Source organism: Rhodococcus sp. WMMA185 (genome assembly GCF_001767395.1).
In the GTDB taxonomy this organism is placed as follows: Bacteria; Actinomycetota; Actinomycetes; order Mycobacteriales; family Mycobacteriaceae; genus Rhodococcus_F.
Map to the genome: position 1 here is coordinate 327,012 of NZ_CP017014.1, position 14,845 is coordinate 341,856.

Annotated in this window: 17 protein-coding genes; 8 read left to right on the forward strand and 9 right to left on the reverse strand. The window is 64.2% G+C overall.

Features of this window, described 5'->3' with window-relative positions; translation table 11 throughout:
* The first annotated feature begins 5 nt into the window (after nucleotides 1-5).
* The gene (gene pyrE / locus BFN03_RS01300; RefSeq protein ID WP_070377493.1) at nucleotides 6-536 is read left to right on the forward strand and encodes an orotate phosphoribosyltransferase; all 531 of its coding nucleotides are present in this window, start codon (nucleotides 6-8) and stop codon (nucleotides 534-536) included.
* An 18-nt stretch (nucleotides 537-554) separates the two neighbouring features.
* Here pyrE and BFN03_RS01305 read toward each other — a convergent pair whose 3' ends face one another.
* Nucleotides 555-1,001 (reverse strand): hypothetical protein, encoded by a 447-nt coding sequence (locus tag BFN03_RS01305; protein ID WP_070380504.1) that lies wholly within the window; start codon nucleotides 999-1,001, stop codon nucleotides 555-557.
* 111 nt (nucleotides 1,002-1,112) lie between these two features.
* Between BFN03_RS01305 and BFN03_RS01310 the strand changes: the two genes are divergently transcribed.
* Both BFN03_RS01310 and BFN03_RS01315 read left to right on the forward strand, forming a co-directional pair.
* On the forward strand, nucleotides 1,113-1,790 hold the full coding sequence (locus tag BFN03_RS01310) for a TrmH family RNA methyltransferase (RefSeq protein WP_070377494.1): 678 nt from the start codon (nucleotides 1,113-1,115) through the stop codon (nucleotides 1,788-1,790).
* 57 nt (nucleotides 1,791-1,847) lie between these two features.
* Nucleotides 1,848-2,966, forward strand: coding sequence for a glycoside hydrolase family 76 protein (locus BFN03_RS01315; protein WP_070377495.1), 1,119 nt, complete (start codon nucleotides 1,848-1,850; stop codon nucleotides 2,964-2,966).
* A 28-nt stretch (nucleotides 2,967-2,994) separates the two neighbouring features.
* On the opposite strand, the gene BFN03_RS01320 is transcribed toward BFN03_RS01315, so the two are convergent.
* The 4 genes from BFN03_RS01320 to BFN03_RS01335 form a co-directional block, all read right to left on the reverse strand.
* Nucleotides 2,995-3,900: a cytochrome c biogenesis CcdA family protein gene (locus BFN03_RS01320; protein ID WP_070377496.1), complete on the reverse strand. Its 906-nt coding sequence runs from the start codon at nucleotides 3,898-3,900 to the stop codon at nucleotides 2,995-2,997.
* On the reverse strand, nucleotides 3,897-4,616 hold the full coding sequence (locus BFN03_RS01325) for a DsbA family protein (protein WP_070377497.1): 720 nt from the start codon (nucleotides 4,614-4,616) through the stop codon (nucleotides 3,897-3,899). The genes BFN03_RS01320 and BFN03_RS01325 overlap by 4 nt, the downstream gene beginning before the upstream one ends.
* Nucleotides 4,617-4,965: 349 nt before the next feature.
* Entirely contained in the window at nucleotides 4,966-5,631 is a 666-nt protein-coding gene (locus BFN03_RS01330; protein WP_070377498.1) for a DedA family protein, read from the reverse strand.
* Between the two features lie 25 nt (nucleotides 5,632-5,656).
* Nucleotides 5,657-6,421, reverse strand: a complete 765-nt coding sequence (locus BFN03_RS01335; RefSeq protein WP_070377499.1) for a VTT domain-containing protein — start codon at nucleotides 6,419-6,421, stop codon at nucleotides 5,657-5,659.
* Nucleotides 6,422-6,596: 175 nt separating this feature from the next.
* On the opposite strand from BFN03_RS01335, the gene fbaA reads away from it, so the two are divergent.
* Nucleotides 6,597-7,631, forward strand: coding sequence for a class II fructose-bisphosphate aldolase (fbaA, locus tag BFN03_RS01340; protein WP_070377500.1), 1,035 nt, complete (start codon nucleotides 6,597-6,599; stop codon nucleotides 7,629-7,631).
* Nucleotides 7,632-7,690: 59 nt separating this feature from the next.
* On the opposite strand, the gene BFN03_RS01345 is transcribed toward fbaA, so the two are convergent.
* On the reverse strand, nucleotides 7,691-8,389 hold the full coding sequence (locus tag BFN03_RS01345) for an Rv0361 family membrane protein (RefSeq protein ID WP_070377501.1): 699 nt from the start codon (nucleotides 8,387-8,389) through the stop codon (nucleotides 7,691-7,693).
* Between the two features lie 136 nt (nucleotides 8,390-8,525).
* On the opposite strand from BFN03_RS01345, the gene BFN03_RS01350 reads away from it, so the two are divergent.
* The 3 genes from BFN03_RS01350 (at nucleotide 8,526) to BFN03_RS01360 (ending at nucleotide 11,072) form a co-directional block, all read left to right on the forward strand.
* Nucleotides 8,526-8,942: a DUF3151 domain-containing protein gene (locus tag BFN03_RS01350; RefSeq protein WP_070377502.1), complete on the forward strand. Its 417-nt coding sequence runs from the start codon at nucleotides 8,526-8,528 to the stop codon at nucleotides 8,940-8,942.
* A gap of 64 nt (nucleotides 8,943-9,006) precedes the next feature.
* The gene (locus BFN03_RS01355; protein WP_084385458.1) at nucleotides 9,007-10,092 is read left to right on the forward strand and encodes an FUSC family protein; all 1,086 of its coding nucleotides are present in this window, start codon (nucleotides 9,007-9,009) and stop codon (nucleotides 10,090-10,092) included.
* A 56-nt stretch (nucleotides 10,093-10,148) separates the two neighbouring features.
* Nucleotides 10,149-11,072 (forward strand): cation diffusion facilitator family transporter, encoded by a 924-nt coding sequence (locus BFN03_RS01360; protein WP_070377504.1) that lies wholly within the window; start codon nucleotides 10,149-10,151, stop codon nucleotides 11,070-11,072.
* Here the strand turns inward: BFN03_RS01360 and BFN03_RS01365 are convergent.
* Nucleotides 11,062-11,589: a pyridoxamine 5'-phosphate oxidase family protein gene (locus tag BFN03_RS01365; protein ID WP_070377505.1), complete on the reverse strand. Its 528-nt coding sequence runs from the start codon at nucleotides 11,587-11,589 to the stop codon at nucleotides 11,062-11,064. The genes BFN03_RS01360 and BFN03_RS01365 overlap by 11 nt on opposite strands.
* A gap of 64 nt (nucleotides 11,590-11,653) precedes the next feature.
* On the opposite strand from BFN03_RS01365, the gene BFN03_RS01370 reads away from it, so the two are divergent.
* Nucleotides 11,654-12,610, forward strand: a complete 957-nt coding sequence (locus BFN03_RS01370) for a helix-turn-helix transcriptional regulator (protein ID WP_070377506.1) — start codon at nucleotides 11,654-11,656, stop codon at nucleotides 12,608-12,610.
* A gap of 31 nt (nucleotides 12,611-12,641) precedes the next feature.
* Here the strand turns inward: BFN03_RS01370 and BFN03_RS01375 are convergent, their stop codons facing one another.
* Both BFN03_RS01375 and BFN03_RS01380 read right to left on the reverse strand, forming a co-directional pair.
* Nucleotides 12,642-13,424 carry an acyl-CoA thioesterase domain-containing protein gene (locus BFN03_RS01375; RefSeq protein WP_070377507.1) on the reverse strand — a complete coding sequence of 261 codons (783 nt, stop codon included), beginning with the start codon at nucleotides 13,422-13,424 and terminating at the stop codon, nucleotides 12,642-12,644.
* Nucleotides 13,421-14,827, reverse strand: a complete 1,407-nt coding sequence (locus BFN03_RS01380) for an MFS transporter (RefSeq protein ID WP_070377508.1) — start codon at nucleotides 14,825-14,827, stop codon at nucleotides 13,421-13,423. Before BFN03_RS01380 ends, BFN03_RS01375 begins: the two co-directional genes overlap by 4 nt.
* Nucleotides 14,828-14,845: the final 18 nt, after the last annotated feature.

Sequence of the window (14,845 nt, forward strand, 5' to 3'; positions counted from 1 at the left end):
TGGGCATGAGTGATCGCGAGGATCTCGCCGCGTTGGTGCGCGAGTTGGCTGTTGTGCACGGCAAGGTGACGCTGTCTTCGGGTAAGGAAGCCGACTACTACGTGGATCTGCGTCGTGCCACATTGCATCATGAGGCAGCCCCGCTGATCGGCAAACTGTTGCGTGAGCTCGTGTCCGATTGGGAGTTCGACGCGGTCGGCGGGCTGACGATGGGTGCCGATCCGGTGGCCATGGCAATGATGCACGCACCGGGCCGCCCGATCGACTCATTCGTGGTGCGTAAGTCGGCGAAAGCGCACGGCATGCAACGCCAGATCGAGGGCCCCGACGTCGTCGGCAAGCGCGTCTTGGTCGTCGAGGACACGACTACGACGGGCAATTCGCCGCTCACCGCGGTGAAGGCGCTCCGTGACGTCGGGGCGACCGTCGTCGGTGTCGCGACCGTCGTTGACCGGGCGACCGGAGCAGACGAGGTGATCGCGGCCGAAGGTCTCGAATACCGTTCTCTCCTAGGGCTTTCTGATCTGAATCTCTGACCACCGTGGGAGGGCGGGTCACGGACAGATCATGATGTGATCGCGGTCCTTCGGGTCCACCAGAATCGAGATAATTTTCCCGGGAACGAAGCGGGCGAGGTTCTCGTGACGCACCTCGTAGACGACGCGGCCGCTGTAGCTTTCCGATCCCGGCACCGTCAGCTCGAGGTCCAGTTCGGTCAGTTCCCCGTTGTCGGGGGTACGACGGAGCGGGGTGGCGTGCTGGATGCGAGCCCAGCCCTCGAGCCCGTGCCGTTCGAGCTTGCGATCCTCGCGGCTCGGGCGTTCGGCAGCCATCATCCCGAACCCGAGCGCTGAACCGAAGGCAGCGAGCAATCCCATGATCTGGTAGGGAATCGTGGCAGGCGGAGTGTGCTGGACCAGCCATCCCAGCCAGAGGGCGAGGACGACGAGGTAGCCAGCCGTGATGAAACATACGTTCCTCACGATGCGCTGATGATTCATCGTTTCCTCCACCTCCAGGTTAGCCGCCGCTACTCGTCGACGTACTCGCTCGCACGCTCCCGTTAGAGTCAGGTAGCTGCATCTGACGAAGTGACTGTAGGGGTTGATCGTATGAAGGCGGTGCGCGCCCAGGATGCCGGACCGGGCCCCACCGAGTGGGGTGAGAATCCGAACGGGGTCGGACCGTGGAGCGAGGAACACAGTACGCCTGTTCCGTCGGATCCCCGCTACGATCCCGAGCTGCTCGAAGGTGGTGACCGCCGCAACGTTGTCGACGCATACCGCTACTGGAAGCGGGAAGCGATCGTCGCGGACATCGACGGTCGGCGTCACCCGATGCATGTCGCCATCGAGAACTTCGGCCATGACGCCAATATCGGAACGGTTGTGCGTACGGCCAACGCGTTCGCGGCCTCTGCGGTCCACATCGTGGGGCGTCGACGGTGGAACAGGCGGGGTGCGATGGTCACCGATCGGTACCAGTACGTCCTTCACCACCCGGATATCGATGGGCTGGTGGGGTTCGCACGTGAGCGGGGTCTCGCCATAGTGGCCGTGGACAACACACCAGGTTCGGTTCCGCTCGAGACGGCGAGCCTGCCGCGCGACTGCGTGCTGCTGTTCGGCCAGGAAGGACCAGGGGTCACGGAACTGGCGAAAGAGGTTGCGGTGATGACGGTTTCGATTGCCCAGTTCGGATCCACTCGCAGCATCAACGCCGGTGTCGCTGCCGGAATCGCCATGCATGCCTGGGTGCGTCAGCACGCCGATCTCGACCGAGCCTGGTAACACGCGCACCCCGCGTCGTGTGGCGCAACATCGATGAAGTAGGCAAGATCAACTCCCATGCAGGATCTGTGGTCGGCACGGGCGGACGCCGCCGAAGCGGCAGTGGTCGGCAGGCATCTTCGGCGGGTGTGGGCGCTCCCGGGCACCGCATTGGGTGTCGTCGCATGGCCCGCGACGAGGCGTGAGCGACTCTTCTCGAGCTGGCACTACTGGTGGCAGGCTCACCTGCTCGATTGCGCCGTCGACGCACTCGAACGGGAACCTACAGCTCGGCGGCGGCGTCGCATCGTGAAGCTGGCCCGAAGCCACCGGCTGCGCAATCTGTCGGGCTGGACCAACAACTATTACGACGACATGGCCTGGCTCGGGATCGGGCTCGAGCGGGCCCAGCGAATGCACCTGATAGACAACAGAAGTGCGGTGCAGATTCTCGAATCCCAACTGTTCGATGCGTGGGCACCCGAGCATGGCGGCGGCATCCCCTGGCGTAAGGGCTCGGACTTCTACAACGCTCCCGCCAATGGACCCGCCGGAATCATGCTGGCGCGTACCGGCAAACTGTGGCGTGCCCAGGCCACTGCGGACTGGATCGACGACACGCTCCGTGACGTCAACACCAACCTGATCCTCGACGGCATCCATTCGGGCGGCAAGCTCGAGCGGAAGGTATACACGTACTGCCAGGGCGTCACCCTCGGGCTCGACACCGAACTCGCAATACGCCTCGGCTCACCTCGACACCGCAACAGGGTCCACCGTCTCGTGGACGCCATCGACGAGCACCTCGCTCCGAACGGAATCATCGTCGGCAGCGGCGGGGGCGACGGCGGGCTGTTCAGCGGGATTCTTGCGCGGTATCTGGCGCTGACCGCTGTGATGTTGCCCTGGGAGACGCCCGCTGACATGCGGGCACGTGAGACGGCTGCCCGACTCGTCCTCACATCGGCTACTGCAGCCTGGGACAACAGGTTGCAGATCGAGGGCCAGCCGCTCTTCGGACACGACTGGGCCAAGCAGGCGCAGGTACCGGGAATGGGTTCAGGTATCGCCACGTTCACCGGGGGATCCGTGCGCTCGTCCACCATCGCGGAACGAGACCTGTCGGTCCAGCTCAGTGGTTGGATGCTGATGGAGGCGGCTTACTCGGTCGCGGCTGCGGGATACCCGCGGAGGTAGCCGAGCGGATACGTTGATCTCTCCGAAGTTACGTGTCCGATTCGGCAGTCGTGGTGGCGTTTGCTTTGTCTGCTGCTTCGTCCGCGCTGTCGACCGATTCGGAAGGCGCTTCCGCCGCACGTATGCGCCGGAAGAGTCGAATCGCCAGCACGGCGAGAGCCAGCAGCACGAGAGCCAGCAGCACGCTGAGATCGGAGAATTTCTGAGCGATTTCTGCCGCGGCAACCTGCAGGGAGAACTGCTCGTCCACGCTCATCACCGCCCCGAGGTTCGCTGTTCCCTCAGTGATCAGGAACAGCATGCCGATCGCGATGAACAACAGGCCCGAGATCAGAGACGTCGAGTGGACTGTCAGCGGGCCGACGCTGATTGCACGGCCCCGAAGCCAACTCCGTCTCCCGAGGTCGAATCGGTCCCAGAGCACGGCAAGCAGGAACAGAGGAACCGCCATACCCAGGGCGTAGACCCCCATCAGAATCGCGCCGTACCCGGCAGCCCCGCCGACTATTGCGACAGTGAGGACGCTGCCGAGCAGCGGACCGGAGCAGAATCCCGCGAACCCGTACACGGCGCCGAGCGCGTATACCGACAACGAGCCGGAGATACCTATCGATTTCGATGCTCGTTGGGCTGGAGCGAAAGCGAAGCCCTTTCCCGAGATGGCAACAAGTCCGAGGACGATCAGAAGAGTGCCGCTGATCAGGGTCATGGTGCTGCGGTGCTCAGTGAGAACTGAGCCCATCCATCCCACCCCGGCCCCGAGTGGCATCAGGACGGTGGCGAGTCCGGCATAGAAGACCGCGGTCCGCATCGCGAGGCGGCCGACTCCGTCGAATGCATACGCGAAGAAGGACGGCAACAACAACGCCGAGCACGGGCTTACGAGCGAAAGTAGGCCGCCGAAGAAGGCGCCGAGCAACCCGATGTTCGTCATTGCTCCGCAAGTCCTGCGGACCGATCAATGATCTGTTCGAAGTGCGCAAGCGGCTGGGCCCCGAGAACTGGGTTGCCGTTGATGATGAATGCCGGAGTGCTCGAGATGCCGATCGTCTGGGCCGTGAAAACGTCTTGCGAGATCGAATCGTCGAATTGGGTGCTGGCAGCATCTCGATCGAATCGTTCGAGGTCGGGCACGCCAGCCTCTACGGCGAAATCGTGTAGTACTTCCGCGGTCAAGTCGGCACGACCACCGGTCGGCGACTGCGCATACACCGCTTTGTTGAATTCCCAGAACTTGCCCTGGGCGGCGGCGGCCCGGCCCGCGCGGGCTGCCGCGATCGATTGTTCACCGAAGATCGGCAGGTCGCGCCACTCTATTCGCAGCACACCGTCGTTCACGTACTTCTCGACCAACGCCGGCTCGGTGTCGCGGCTGAACACGGCGCAGAACTGGCAGCGGTAGTCCGCGAACTCCACCAACACCACCGGGGCGTCCGTGGATCCCATGGCCAAGGGGTCACCGCCTATGCGGCGTGATTGATCACCGACCGGTCCCATCGCGGCTACATCTTGCTGTGCTGCCGTCTCAGTTGTTCCTCCTGTGTTCCTGCCGATCAGGAGGAAAGCACCGAGTACGACGGCGACCAGCGCAAGAATGCCGACCAGCCAGATCTGTCTGCGGATTCCAGGGTCGTAGCGTGTTGATCCCACGGATGACCTCTCGATACGCCTTTCGAATGCTGCGAGGGTTGGTTGTACGACTACTGTTGTACGACTACTGGGGGCGAGGCCCTCGGTAGGGAACTGCTCCCGGTTCGACCGAGGAATAGTCACATCCTGCTAATCCAGGTCGTCAGGCTACGTCGGACACTGGTGAGTCGGGGAAAAGTTCCGGGGCAATGTCGACGGGTCGATCGGGGAGTTTTCCCTTGTGAAACACCGCTTCAGCCCGCACCAACGCTACCAGATGGGGGGATCGACGGACTGTCAGCGGATTTGGCCAACATGGTCGGTTTGTAAGCTCTCGCCATGGGCCGCAGCTCCGGCATCGGAGAGTGCGCTAGTCCAGCACCTCTTCGACGGTCACTTCCTCGAGAGGTCGTGCCATCTCCTGACGGTAGTGCCGGATCCCGAGTGCAGTGCCGATCAGCAGCAGGGCCACCATGGCGGTAAGTACGGCCGGCATGAGCCAGGAAACCTGGTTGAGCAATGAGCCACCGTAGAAGCCGATCAGCAACAGCACGGGCGCCCACAGGATCGCGCCAAGGCTGCTCGCGACGGTGTACTTGGAGTGATTCATCTTTGCCGCGCCGGCAACGAGTGGGCACAGGGTGCGCACCCACGGAATCCAGCGGGCAATGAGAACTGCCCAGAAGCCGTAGCGTTCGAGCAGGATGTTCACGCGATGGAGATTCGTGTAGTTGAGGTACTTGCCACCCCTGCGGGCGAGGATATGGTTGCCGCTTCGGTGGCCTATGGCGTACCCGACCTGGTTGCCGAAGATGGCCGCGATCATAGCCCCGGCCGACAGCGCCCATACGTGAGCGGCGCCCGACGAATGGTTGGCGAGAACGATCCCGGCCGTGATCAGCATCGAGTCGCCAGGAAGGAACAAGCCCAGGATCACGGCGCACTCGATGAACACGAACGTGAGGACGATCGCCCAAACCAGGGCGGGTCCGGCCGATTCGAGCGCGCCGAAACTACTTGATGCCGAGATGACCATCTTCAGGGAGTTGCCCCGGCCGCGTTCAGGACGAGGTATTGGGGTCGGTCGGTGTGGTGACCGGTTGCGTGTACTCGGTCGTGGCGTCGGCACTCCGACGGGACCGCACGAAGCGCTTGACTATCTCGACGATGATCGGGAGCACGGACACGAAGACGATCAGCAGGAAGATCACGTCGACGTTGTCACGGATGAACTCAATTTGGCCGAGCATGTAGCCCAGTAGCGTGACGCCGGAGCCCCACAGGACACCGCCGAGGACGTTGTAGGTGAGGAACAGCGAGTACTTCATCCGCGACGCGCCCGCGACGACCGGAGCATACGTTCGCACGATCGGGACGAACCTGGCCAGAACGATCGTGATCGGTCCGTACTTTTCGAAGAAGGCGTGCGATTCGTCGATGTACTTCTTCTTGAACAAGCGTGCGTCGTTGGTCTTGAACAGGGCGGTTCCTCCCTTACCGCCAATGAAGTAGCCCACCTGGTCGCCGAGGACGGCGGCGATCGGGATCAGGACGAGCAGCACCCCGATCGGGGCGAAGGGTTCGATCTCCGCCGACTTGGATGCGGCGATGAGACCTGCGGTAAAGAGGAGGGAGTCGCCGGGAAGCAGGGGAAACAGCAATCCCGATTCGATGAAGACAACGATGAGGAGTCCGACGAGCACCCAGGTGCCGAAGGAGTTGAGGAGGTTCACTGGGTCGAGGAACCCCGGCAACAACGCCAGGTTGGTCACGGAATCCGATGCTGCCTGCACAATCACGGGTCTTAGCGTACCGGTAGTCGACATGTGCCTAGGCACGGCGGATCATCGAGGGCGCGTCTTCTCACCAAGCCGCACATGCGAGGTGCGATAGAGCCTGTGTGAGGTGTGTGACGTTGGTATTGCCATACTGCTAAGACCACATCGCGCGTTGCGCTGATCGCGCCCGCCGAAATCGACTCGTTTATGGAGGACTGCCGCCGTGCCAATCGCAACTCCCGAGGTCTATGCCGAGATGCTTGGTCGAGCCAAGGAGCACTCCTTTGCTTTTCCGGCTATCAACTGCACTTCTTCCGAAACCATCAATGCCGCGATCAAGGGCTTCGCGGATGCCGGCAGCGACGGCATAATTCAGTTCTCGACAGGTGGCGCCGAGTTCGGTTCGGGCCTGGGGGTAAAGGACATGGTGACCGGCGCGGTCGCGCTCGCCGAGTTCGCCCACGTGATCGCCGCCAAGTATGACGTCACGATCGCGCTGCACACCGATCACTGCCCGAAGGACAAGCTGGACGGGTTCGTCCGTCCGCTGCTCGAGATCTCTCGGCAGCGGGTCAGCGAGGGCCGCAACCCGCTGTTCCAGTCCCATATGTGGGACGGCTCCGCAGTGCCGATCGATGAGAACCTGGTGATCGCGAAGGAACTCCTGGCTCTGTCGAAGGCTGCCAACATCATCCTCGAGGTCGAGATCGGCGTCGTCGGCGGTGAAGAAGACGGCGTCGAAGCCGAGATCAACGACAAGTTGTACACCTCGCGTGAAGACTTCGAGAAGACGGTCGACGCGCTCGGGGCGGGCGAGCAAGGCAAGTACCTGCTGGCTGCGACATTCGGCAACGTGCACGGCGTGTACAAGCCGGGCAACGTCAAGCTCAGGCCCGAGGTCTTGCGCGACGGGCAGGAGGCGGCTGCCTCGAAGCTGGGTCTGGCTTCCGACGCGAAGCCGTTCGACTTCGTGTTCCACGGCGGATCGGGCTCGCTGAAATCCGAGATCGAGGAATCGCTGAGCTACGGTGTCGTCAAGATGAACGTCGACACCGACACCCAGTACGCGTTCACCCGTCCGGTCGCCGGACACATGTTCACCAACTACGACGGTGTGCTCAAGATCGACGGCGAGGTCGGCAACAAGAAGGTGTACGACCCCCGCAGCTACCTGAAGAAGGCTGAGGCCGGCATGACCGCTCGCGTCATCGAGGCCTGCAACGACTTGAAGTCGACGGGACGTTCCGTCTCCAAATAGGCTCGTCCCCCTCGTGCGCCTTTCCGATCGTCACCGCTGTCGGAAAGGCGCACGGGTATTCAGCTGGGATCGCAGATCTTCCAGGAGCCGTCGACCTTTTGGAGGTTGAATGTGCGCCACGACTGCTCGTCGGGGTTTGCCGTGGTGTGTGCCTTCAATTGCGCGATCGCGGTGTCGCCGGTGATCTGCACGGCATCGACGTCGCCGACTACCGGGATGTTCCGCTCGCTCACTGCCGCCCGGTGGATATCGGCGAATTCCTGATCGGGGATGCTCTGGTAGTACTCGGCCAGTTCGCCGCAGGTGCTAGCTCGAAGCGCCTCGAGATCGCCCTGGGTGAGTGCCGCTACGAACGTGTCGATCGCTCCCTGCACCTGTGCCCGGGGTGAGTTGGCGACCTGATTCTGGTAGATCACCGCGCCGGCAATCGCGACGACGGCGAGGACGATGACGCCGACGGCGATGGAGAGTGGCCGTGTCTTTCCCCGCCTTTTCGTGGGTGGCCCGACCGGCGGGATCTGCGGTGCCGGCGGTACCCGCTGTGGTGTGGCCCTCGGGGGAGCGGGCTCCGTGTTCTGAGGTTGTTGAACCGGGATCGCCACGGTCTCGGCTTCATACGGCGGCACGGTCTGCTTCGGGAATGCGACCGTGGCGGCCTCCGCCTCGGGCCTCGGTGTGGAATCAGAGGCCTCCGGCGCCGGTGTGGGGTCGGAGGCCTCGGGCCTGGGTGTCGATTCGTCTCTCTTCGGATCCTTCACGCGCCGCCCCTCGTTCCGAGAAATGTAGTGTTGGGGGCAGCCTAACCACATTGTTGCGTCATCGAAGGCGGTCGGGGACGCGTGGCGGCAGCGAGTCGATTCAGTAGTCGAACCTTCTGGAGGGCAAAATAGGCGCATGACGTCTTTCGGTGACCTTCTCGGACCACAGCCCACGTTGCTCCCAGGAGACGACGAGGCTGAGTCGGCTTTGCTGAACAACGAGGACCCGGCGGCCGTGGCGGCCGCGCATCCGACCGCATCGATCGCGTGGGCCTACCTGGCGGAGGCGTCTTTGGGGGCCGGCGAGACCATCACGGCCTACGCCTTTGCGCGTACCGGGTATCACCGCGGCCTCGACCAGTTGCGGCGCAATGGCTGGAAGGGCTTCGGTCCCGTTCCCTACAGCCACGAGCCCAACCGCGGGTTCCTGCGTTGCGTCGCCGCCTTGGCGAAGTCGGCGAAGGCGATCGGCGAGTCGGACGAGTATGCGCGTTGCCTCGACTTGCTCGAGGACTGCGACCCCCGGGCTGCGGAAGCGCTTGGCGTCAGTTAACGCTCTTAGCACCGCGAAGGTCCGTGGTCGGCAGGGACTGCGGAGCTCGCTTCAACGACTCCGGGTGTCGGCGCTACCCATTCTGCAGTGTGCGGTGGCCGCCGCCGGTGCTTGGTGGGTGGCCACAGAGATCATCGGACACCCGACCCCGTTCTTTGCACCGATCGCTGCGGTCGTGTCGTTGGGGCTTTCGCTCGGCGCGCGGCTGCGTCGTTCGGTCGAACTGGTCGCCGGGGTGACGATCGGCATCGGCGTCGGCGATCTACTGATCGCTGTCATTGGTACGGGGACTTGGCAGATCGCCCTCGTGGTGGGGCTGGCAATGTCTGCGGCGGTATTGCTCAACAGCGGCCCCATCTTCTCTATGCAGGCGGCAAGTTCGGCCGTGCTCGTCGCGACGCTTCTGCCGCCTGGGGACAGCGCGGGAGTCGACCGCATGGTCGACGCGTTGACCGGCGGACTCGTCGGTATCGCCGTCGTGGCGCTGATTCCTACTCATCCAGTCGGGCGTGCGCGCAAGCAGGCCGCGAACATTCTCGGGACTGCCGCCGAGGTGATGCGCCTGGTGGCCGATGGGTTGGTGTCCAACGACGACAAGCCACTGGAAGAAGCGTTGCGGAAGGCCCGAGCCACGCAAGATTCCATCGACTCCCTGCGCACACAGATTCTGGGTGGCCGGGAGATCAGTCGTATCTCGCCCTTGTACTGGAATACCCGCGGACGCCTCGATCGTCTGGCCGCCGCCGCCGATCCACTCGATAATGCGTTGCGCAACATACGTGTTCTCGCCAGGCGTTCGCTCACGCTGGTCCGAGACGACGAGATTCTCAATCCACGACTGGTCGACCAGGTGGACAAACTCGCGCACGCATTGGAAACCTTGAAGCAGATGGCGGTCGCCGATCCTGGTCAGCAACCAGATCAGGCCGAGGCGGCGCGGGTGCTGAGATCGGTGGCCTCAGGGCTCAAGCCGGAACTCGTGCACAACGCCGGTCTCTCCGCGACCGTGGTGTTCGCGCAGGTTCGCTCGGTGACAGTCGACCTTCTGCAGGTCGCGGGCCTCAAACGCATTTCGGCCATCGCAACATTGCCGCCAACGGTCGAGAATCCCGCCTATCCTCCAGAACCCTGGCCCTCGGACCACGCTTGAATCATATGCGTAGTTGTGCATATGATCGGGCAGAGTTCGGGAGGAAGGTGTTGCCCATGGCGGTCGGTCACGGTCATTCGCACGGCGGTAGGGGCGATGGCGAGGTAGGTCCGTCCCGGGGTCGAATCCGCCGCATGATCGTGGCGCTGGTCATCGTCCTCATGTTCCTGGTCCTCGAGGCCAGTGTGGGCCTGATAATCAACTCCCTCGCCTTGATCGCCGACGCCGGGCACATGCTCACCGATGTCGTCGGAATGTCGATGGGACTGGTCGCGCTCCTGCTGGCACGAAGGGGACGTGCCACTGCCGCACGAACCTTCGGGTGGCACCGCGCCGAAGTGCTGACCGCGATGGCAAACGCCGCCTTGCTGCTTGCGGTCGCAGTCTGGGTGTTCTCCGAAGCGATCTCTCGGATCGGCGATGCACCCGAAATTCCCGGTGTAGCGATGATCCTCACGGCAGCAGCCGGTCTCGCCGCGAACATCGTTGTAATGCTGATGTTGCGCGCCGATTCCAAGGAAAGCCTGGCCGTCAGGGGTGCCTATCTCGAGGTACTCGCAGATGCCGTCGGCAGCGTCGGCGTTCTCATCGCCGGTGGCCTGATCCTCGCGTTCAACTGGACTTACGCAGATATCGTTGTCGGTGTCCTCATCTCGTTGTGGGTGGTGCCGCGCGCAATCAAACTTGCAGCGGCGTCGCTGCGGATTCTGACTCAGGCCTCACCTGCCAATGTGGACGTGGAGATGGTGGCGGCCGACCTCGCCGCGTTGCCCGGGGTTACCGGAGTCCACGACCTCCACGTGTGGACCCTGACCACCGGGATGGATGTGGCGACCGTGCACCTGACCTCCGATTCCGACTCCTCCGCGGTACTCGAGGCGGCGAGGACCGTCCTCGAGACTCACCAGTTGTCCCACGCGACAGTGCAGGTCGAGACGACCGCCAACGGCCGGCAGTGTGCCGACAAGGTCACTTGGTGAATCGCCGGACGCCTCTGCCGGGCCGCCAGAATTCGATGTACATGTGGTTCTCGTCGACGGTGGTCAAGACAACCTCCTCCAGGTCGAGTTCGAAGACGTCGGCTTCGGCTTCGGCAGGTACCTCGCCCTCGTCCGACCCGTCCGACCCGTCCGACCCGTCCGGCCCGTCCGGGGAGCGATCGGCGATCCAGTGATCGACGATGCGCTTCCTCCGTTCTCCTACGACTTCCCGTGCCTTCCCGGCGATCTTGGCGTCGCCACCGTCCATGGAATGGTGGCCAGGGTTGCTGTGGAGCGAGAACCGTGGATCCCGTTGTAGATCCAGCACTTTCCGAGCCCCCGCCATCGATCCGATCAGCAGGCTATCTTCGTAGAACCCCACCTCTGTCCCGCTGACTCGCGGCGAGCCGTCCTTGCGAAGCGTCGCCAGGACGTGATGCCTGTGGGCTTCGAAGCGCGCCGCGACGGCACGAGCCAGGTCCGGGGCCTCGGTCTCGAATGTCGTCCAGTTGGTCATGTAGATCAGTGTGCGCCAGTATCCCTGACAAGGTGTGTCAGGAATTTCCGGCTAGTCTCCGGATATGCGATCGAGCCGATTGGTTGAGATCATGCTGCGCCTCGAGGGAAGCCGAGGTGTCACCGCGCAGCGTCTCGCGGACGAACTCGATGTCTCGGTGCGCACCGTGTATCGCGATGTCGCGGCGCTGTCGGCGGCGGGCGTTCCGATGTGGACCGAGAGTGGACCCGGTGGCGGGGTGCGCCTGCTCGACGGTTGGCAATCGAAGCTCGGCTCGATGACCGGAGCCGAGACGTCGGCGCTGATGTTGCTCGGGGTGCCCTCGATCGCCGAGGATCTCGGGTTACGCGAAGTCGCCACCGCTGCGCAATCGAAGTTGTTGAGGGCCTTGCCTCTTCCACTTCGGATAGACGCGCAGGTGTGGCGTGACCGCCTGTACGTGGATGCGCCGGGGTGGTTCAACCGGCCTCGCGATGTCAGTCGCCTCCCCGACGTCGCCGCCGCGGTGCTCGAGGGGAGGCGGTTGCGCGTGTCCTACCGCACGGGAAACCGGACGGCGACGCGAACTCTCGACCCGCTCGGCCTGGTCGCGAAGGCAGGCGTGTGGTATCTCGTCGCCCAGCACCGCCGCCACACGCTGTCGTACCGGGTATCGAGAATCGAGGAGGTCACCGTCCTGGACGAACCCGCGACGCGGCCCGCCAACTTTGATCTGGCGAGGTGGTGGTCGGATTCTGTCGCCGAGTTCGACAGAGCTTTGCTGCGATTTGATTGCCGGGTGCGCCTGTCTCCGGCGGCGTGGCGGCATCTCCCGCATGCCATCGGCGTCGAGGCGGCCCGGGTCGAACCCGGACCGCCCGACGACGACGGATGGTTCACCGTCCACCTCCGGCTCGAGGCGGAAGATGTCGCGCGCGATCAGCTCACCTCGCTCGGATCCGATGTAGAGGTGCTCGAGCCGCAGTCGTTGCGGCGCGCCCTGTGGGGCGTCGGCGCTGCGATGATGCGCCGCAACGGCTGACGAGCACACTGCCGGCGAGGTGGCAGTGAATCTAGGACGGGAGGATTCGGCGGAGTTGGCGGGCTTGTCCTGCGAGGCGACCCGTCGAGGTCCGGAGTTCGGATTCGTCGACGCAGAGCTCGTCGGTGGCCCACACCGTGCGGTGGCGGAGATGATGCCATTGCTCGTCCAGTGGTGTCTGGATCTCATCGGCGGGAGGCCGAGATGCGCTCACGGGTGGGAAGTACGCACTGAACTCGACGGTGGGGATGGCGACCGCCCTGTCGAGTGTGGCGAACAACCCCGGCGGTAGGGCATCGAGCAACACGGCCGCGCGTTCCTGTGGAGTGAACTCGATCGACGAGAGAAGGCGTATCCACACCTCGAATTCCGGGTCGGCGCCGCCTGCGAACGGCCGTGCGGCGTTGATCGGGCGGATGTCGAGATATTGGGAGAACGGAACGAAGTCGACCGGGATCTCCAGCGGGGAAAGCTGTTCCGGGTTCACGTCGTCGATGTCCGACGTGCTGGCGGACCAGGAGCGTGCGTCGCCGCTGGTATCGCGGGTGAGGCGGACAAGTGCACTGGCGGAGTCGGCGATCGACGCCCGGACACTCGGCGTTCTCCCACCGTGCTCGAGGTCGGCCCGAACTTCCACCGGACCCGGCTCGACGGGCCTGGTGAGGTGAGCCGTCAGTGCGACCGGTGTCGCCGTGGTCTCGATCGAGGTCGCGTGCAGCATCGAGGCTACGACGAGCCCACCGTGTAGGCCGCCGAAACCCAGCCAGCTGGAATCGAACTCGGAAGGGAAGGCGGTTGTGGTCGAGGGGATCATCGAGACACCTCCAGGGTGTGAGGGTTGCGGGAGCTCATTCCCAGGGACGTGACGGCCGCACCGACTGCCGCGGCGACGATCAGCCACCAGGCGAGGACGAACGCGGAGTGTGTGTCCTCGTAGCCCACGGCGGTGCCGACCACCGCGACGAGCACGCTGACACCGATGACGGTGCCGATCTGCCGGTTCATGTTGACGATCGCGCTGCCGGTTGCCGATCGCGCCTTCGGAATGTCCGCCGTGGCGGTCGAGAGGATGGTCGGCAGCGCGAAGCCGACGCCGGCGCCGGCGATCAACAAGCCGGGGAGGAACTCGGTGACGTAGTACGGTTGCTCACCCACCGAGGCCAAAATGAGCAGCGTGCCCACCGACCACAACAGGCTTCCCGCAGCGGTGATGGCACCGGCGGAGAAGCGTCGAGCCAAGAGCTGTCCGACGATGGCGAAGAGCGGCACGAGCATCGGCCCCGGAGCGATCGCGAGTCCGGTCCGCAGTGCCGAGTATCCCCAAACCTCTTGAAGCCAGAGGATATTGGCCAGTAGTCCGGCGGCGAATGCCGCACTGAATACCACCGCGGTGACGTTCGACCACGCGAACGTGGGCACCTTCAGCAGCGCAGGTTCGATGAGAGGTGACCGGTGTCGGCTGTTCCTCCACCAGAACAGGACCAGGGATGCGGCGGCGAGTCCGAAGGCGAGGGTGACCCGGGCATCGCCCCAACCCCACTCCGGCCCCTGGACGAGCCCGAGTGACAGCGCTCCGATACCGATGATCAGCACAGCCGCACCGGCGAGGTCGAGTTCGGTGTCGGCGTCGGTGGGTCGGCCGCCGGGCACGGCGCGGATCGTGGCGAGCAGCAGTGTGATTCCGATCGGAATGTTGATGAGGAACGCCCACTGCCAGGAGGCCTCGACGAGGATTCCGCCGACGACGGGGCCGAGTGCCGCCGCTGCAGCGCCCGTCGCCGCCCAGATGCGGACTGCGACGGCGCGCCGGTCCTCGGGGAGAACCTCGATCAACAGTCCCAGGCTCGCCGGAGTCAGGGCGGCCGCACCGACTGCCTGAAGTACACGGAAGGCGACGAGAAACCAGAGAGACGGACTCAGCGCACAGGCGGCGCTCGCGACCGTGAACAGGGCCAGCCCCAGCGCGAAGCCGCGTCGGCGCCCGATGCGGTCGGCCCACCGGCCGAGCGGAACCAGCAGTGCCGCATAGACGATCGCGTAGCCGTTGAGGACCCAGCTGAGGTCGCCGAGGGAGTTGCCCGGATAGCTCGCGGCGATGTCGCCGAGCGCGACGTTGACGATGAACAGGTCGAGGCTCGCCACGAATGGTGCCCCGCAGAGGACAGCGAGAAGGGGGCCTAGCCGTAGGGGCCGACCCACCTGACTATTGATTGCCATAGCCAGCAATCTAAGAGC